Below are 241 nucleotides of genomic sequence, written 5' to 3' on the forward strand. Positions count from 1 at the left end.
GTGGCTGACGACGGACGCGGAATCGACCCGCACCGCACACGCAATTCCGGCCTGTCCAATATGCGTGAGCGCGCCCGACGTCACGCCGGCAGTTTCGTGTTCGGCGCAGGTATCGACGGCGCAGGTGCAGAAATTATCTGGCGCGCGGAAATCGACCCGGAATAGGTCAGTTACGCCAGGCCGCCGCTCGCTGGCCCGCCACCCAGGCTGCCACCTGCGTGCGACGCTGCAGACCCATCTT

The 241-nt window shown here is 66.0% G+C and carries 1 pseudogene; it reads right to left on the bottom strand.

Annotation, left to right across the window (positions count from 1 at the left end):
• Positions 1–166: 166 nt before the first annotated feature.
• A pseudogene (locus QP415_RS14130) lies at positions 167–241 on the bottom strand (DNA-binding response regulator); the annotation flags it as partial.

Origin of the sequence: Pauljensenia sp. UMB3104, from assembly GCF_030217285.1 — a bacterium.
Classification (GTDB): Bacteria; Actinomycetota; Actinomycetes; order Actinomycetales; family Actinomycetaceae; genus Pauljensenia.